This window comes from Enterococcus sp. BWB1-3 (assembly GCF_016745275.1).
GTDB lineage: Bacteria > Bacillota > Bacilli > Lactobacillales > Enterococcaceae > Enterococcus_L.
In genome coordinates this window covers 1-3,237 of sequence record NZ_JADOEP010000056.1, presented here as the reverse complement: position 1 = coordinate 3,237, position 3,237 = coordinate 1, and the positions used below count along the sequence as shown (strand labels likewise).

Here is a 3,237-nt window from a genome sequence, read left to right as displayed (position 1 = left end):
TCCTTTCTAGTTGGTTTTGTGGTGATTCTATTCTAGCGGAAATGTTGTGTGTCTTCCTTGTTTTTTAATGAGAAAATAGGACCGATAGATTTTTTTCTATCAGTCCAATAAATTATAGAGCCAAATTAAGCCAAACGATCCTGAAAATATAAGAAACTCCAGGTAGTAAACATCGTCAACCTAAGAGAAACTTCGAAAAAAAATTGGAGTTTCTCTTTTCTTTTCTCCCAAAATCTTTTACAGTAAAAGATTTTGGGGTGATTTGCGTGGCTGCTCCCTATCATAAGCGATTTGATCTGATTACCCGCTTTGTCATAACGATACTCTATCACCAAGCCTAGTAGCAAACAAAAAAAGACACTGTAGTTTTTTACCAACAGCATCTTTGAAGTTATTTTTAATTAGAGAGCAATCCAAACGTTCGAAATTATTTACTCCAGCGTTCTAATTTCGCTACAAATTTTTTTGTGTACATTCTTTTCAAGAAAAATTTCTCGATTCGTTTCATGTCTGAATTTAAAAATCCTTGATATGATTTTTCATAAAATTCATTGAAGCTTATGTCGGGGTCTGTCCATGTTCCATTTTGATAGCATAAGGCACAAAATTTTCCTGATAGTACTCCATCTTGCTCACTCCCAAAATCTTCTTGTTTTTTCATTGGTTTCCCACACGAACCACAATAGGTTATTTTTTGTTTATTCATTTTACTCACATCCTTTCGAAAGAAATAGTATATCATACTTCATTCTTAAATTAATATTTTTGAACAACAAAAGTTGGAAGAAATAGAATTTAGATTAATCAACTACGGTATCGCGATAAAAATAATGAAATTTTCAGTTTTATTGTCTTTACTTGAGAAAGATATGCGGATTTCTTTTTAAGCCTTGTTTTTAGGAATATACATCCCTGCTGTCATTGAAATTATTTTACTCCCTAATCTAATTGCTCTTATCTAAAATATTCTTGTTAATACTGAAAACAATCATGAGTTGACACACTGTAAACAGAACAGTGCTTACTTTTTCCCCCTTCTTTTGTACTGTTGAATTATAAAGAATGAGGAGTAATAATAATGAAAAAAAGTATTAATTTTAGACGTCTCAATATTTTTTTGCATTGTTGGAAACAGCTCAGTTACTCATGCTGAAAAAGATCAAAAATCGGTTACCTATTCGTTATACAACACGCAAAAACAGCTTTTCAGCAGAAAAAGAGCCCTCTCTTTTTCGAGTGTTGGGAAATGGTACGTATACCGTTTCAACAGAAAGAAAGGACTCTTGGAAAGTCAGCTATCAGGTGATTGTAAAAAATAACTCAATTACTTCAACAAAAAATGCGAGTGCTACCGCTATCTCCGGTTCATTTACTCGTAAATCTTTACAAATTGACCATTCAAAACAAGCAATCTACTATTTAAAAAGAAAGGCAGGAACATCTACAACAAATATCAAATTTCGTGCAACAATCAATAGCTCTAACTTGAATGTTTCGGTTCTCACTTAGGACTCCGGTATATAGTTTACTTCAATTTTTTGATCCCACAAAAGATAGTCACCGATCATAATAAACATGAAATATAAATTAATCAGAAAGCAACACGCACATACAACGTTAATTAGCCTATAAAATGTGTTGCTTTTTTTATTTCATTTCACAATAATTGGCGCAAGTAATAATCCTAATGGTGCTGCTACAGACAAACCGATGACAGCAATTAACAAAAGTAATCCTTCATCTTTTTCTCCTCTTCCTATATCATGAATCCAGTTCAATTTTTTACGATACTCTTCTATCGTTTCATTATTTTCTTTAATTCTTTGTTTCAATGCTTCATTTTCCTGAAGAAGTTCATTAGAGGGAAACCAACTTCATCTTAACTGTTTAGGAGGCTTTTTTACTCCCTCGCTGGAACCCCTAGCTTTCAGAACATCCAAAAAATAACACGCAGAAAGGCTGTTTTCCAGCTTCTCTGCGTATTTTCTGCTTTATCAGTATTAACGAACTTCAATGATTTGACCAACTGTAATCATATCCCCGGAAAGACCGTTTAAAGACATAAGCTGATCCACTGTAATGCCATAGCTTTCAGCGATTCCCCATAACGTATCTCCAGATTGTACCGTATAGCTTGAAAGCCCTGATGCAGTATAATCAACTGCTTCTCCGGCAGAATAATCGGTATAATAGCTGTAATCACTTCCTGAATCAAAACGTGTCAATCCATAGGCATCAATCAGCCAATTTAGTTTTTGCGCATAGCTTGGGTCTGTCGCATACACGCCAGTCAAAGCTGCTGTAGCGTCCAAATAACTGGTTGTATTACTTTTCCAGACACCGGAATAATGATAATCTCCATAGCTTGAAACCGCTGATAAGAGAACATTTGCGTGATCTAAAAACGATTCATAATAAGAGCTGTATACTCTGAAAGGCTCTGAAGTAACAAGCCACTGTCCTTCAAGATATTCTGTGGTTGACATATAAACGGTTTGACCATTGTAGCTTCCTTTCACACCGAATAGGTTATAATTAGGTGCAGAAGCCAGCTGAGAATTTCCGTAGCTGCTTTCCAGCAAAGCCTGTGCAATCATAACGGAAGCATATAAATCATTTGCACTTGCTACAGCAGAAGCTGAGTAACCAATCGATTCAATAAAGTCCTGAGGAGATACTGAGGAAATTTGTTCATAATCAGTTGCTTCAGCTTCTTCAGAAAAAACAAAGGCTCCGCTCATTACCGGAACGGATAGTAAAGCAATACCCATGCTGGATGCAAAACGGTTCATATTCTTCTTTTGTCTGTCGGCTTTTTTTATATGTCTGCTGCTCCGAGTTTCATAAATTTCCATTCACTTTTTTCCTCCCTAACGATTGTCATAGTAATAGTTTATGTGTATTTTATAAAAGAAACAACAATCTAGTTTTAAAAAAAAGAAATTTAAACTATTTGAAACTTTACTGTAATAAAAATAATTTTTGTTTCAAATTGATTTTTTTGAATATTTTCCGTATGTACAGCATATAATTAAGGTTTAGAAATGATTTGTTGCTCGTTTTCATTTTATTTTCATGACAAATACATTACTTTAACTAATTTGTATTTACAAGTAATCAAAACCTCCAGTGTGAACTGGAGGTTTGCTCTGCGGCTGAAAGCCTCTATTACCGGCCAGAGCCTGAAAGGCCCACTGAAGAAAGGTCTCCCGCTAGCACCACAATTACTCACGACTC

Annotated in this window: 4 protein-coding genes; 1 reads left to right on the top strand and 3 read right to left on the bottom strand. The window is 34.7% G+C overall.

The window, feature by feature from the left end:
• Positions 1-427: 427 nt before the first annotated feature.
• Positions 428-706 (bottom strand): zinc ribbon domain-containing protein, encoded by a 279-nt coding sequence (locus IW492_RS17745; protein WP_202069422.1) that lies wholly within the window; start codon positions 704-706, stop codon positions 428-430.
• 440 nt (positions 707-1,146) lie between these two features.
• Between IW492_RS17745 and IW492_RS17740 the strand changes: the two genes are divergently transcribed.
• Positions 1,147-1,509, top strand: a complete 363-nt coding sequence (locus IW492_RS17740; RefSeq protein WP_202069421.1) for a DUF5626 family protein — start codon at positions 1,147-1,149, stop codon at positions 1,507-1,509.
• Between the two features lie 143 nt (positions 1,510-1,652).
• Here the strand turns inward: IW492_RS17740 and IW492_RS17735 are convergent, their stop codons facing one another.
• Both IW492_RS17735 and IW492_RS17730 read right to left on the bottom strand, forming a co-directional pair.
• Positions 1,653-1,832, bottom strand: coding sequence for a dioxygenase (locus tag IW492_RS17735; RefSeq protein WP_202069419.1), 180 nt, complete (start codon positions 1,830-1,832; stop codon positions 1,653-1,655).
• Between the two features lie 168 nt (positions 1,833-2,000).
• Complete coding sequence (locus IW492_RS17730) at positions 2,001-2,855, bottom strand: glucosaminidase domain-containing protein (RefSeq protein ID WP_202069418.1); 855 nt, start codon at positions 2,853-2,855, stop codon at positions 2,001-2,003.
• Positions 2,856-3,237 lie beyond the last annotated feature (382 nt).

Coding starts and splice junctions, on each gene's coding strand:
- IW492_RS17745 (WP_202069422.1), bottom strand. CDS start 706: ATGAATAAACAAAAAATAACCTATTGTGGTTCGTGTGGGAAACCAATG.
- IW492_RS17740 (WP_202069421.1), top strand. CDS start 1,147: ATGCTGAAAAAGATCAAAAATCGGTTACCTATTCGTTATACAACACGC.
- IW492_RS17730 (WP_202069418.1), bottom strand. CDS start 2,855: ATGGAAATTTATGAAACTCGGAGCAGCAGACATATAAAAAAAGCCGAC.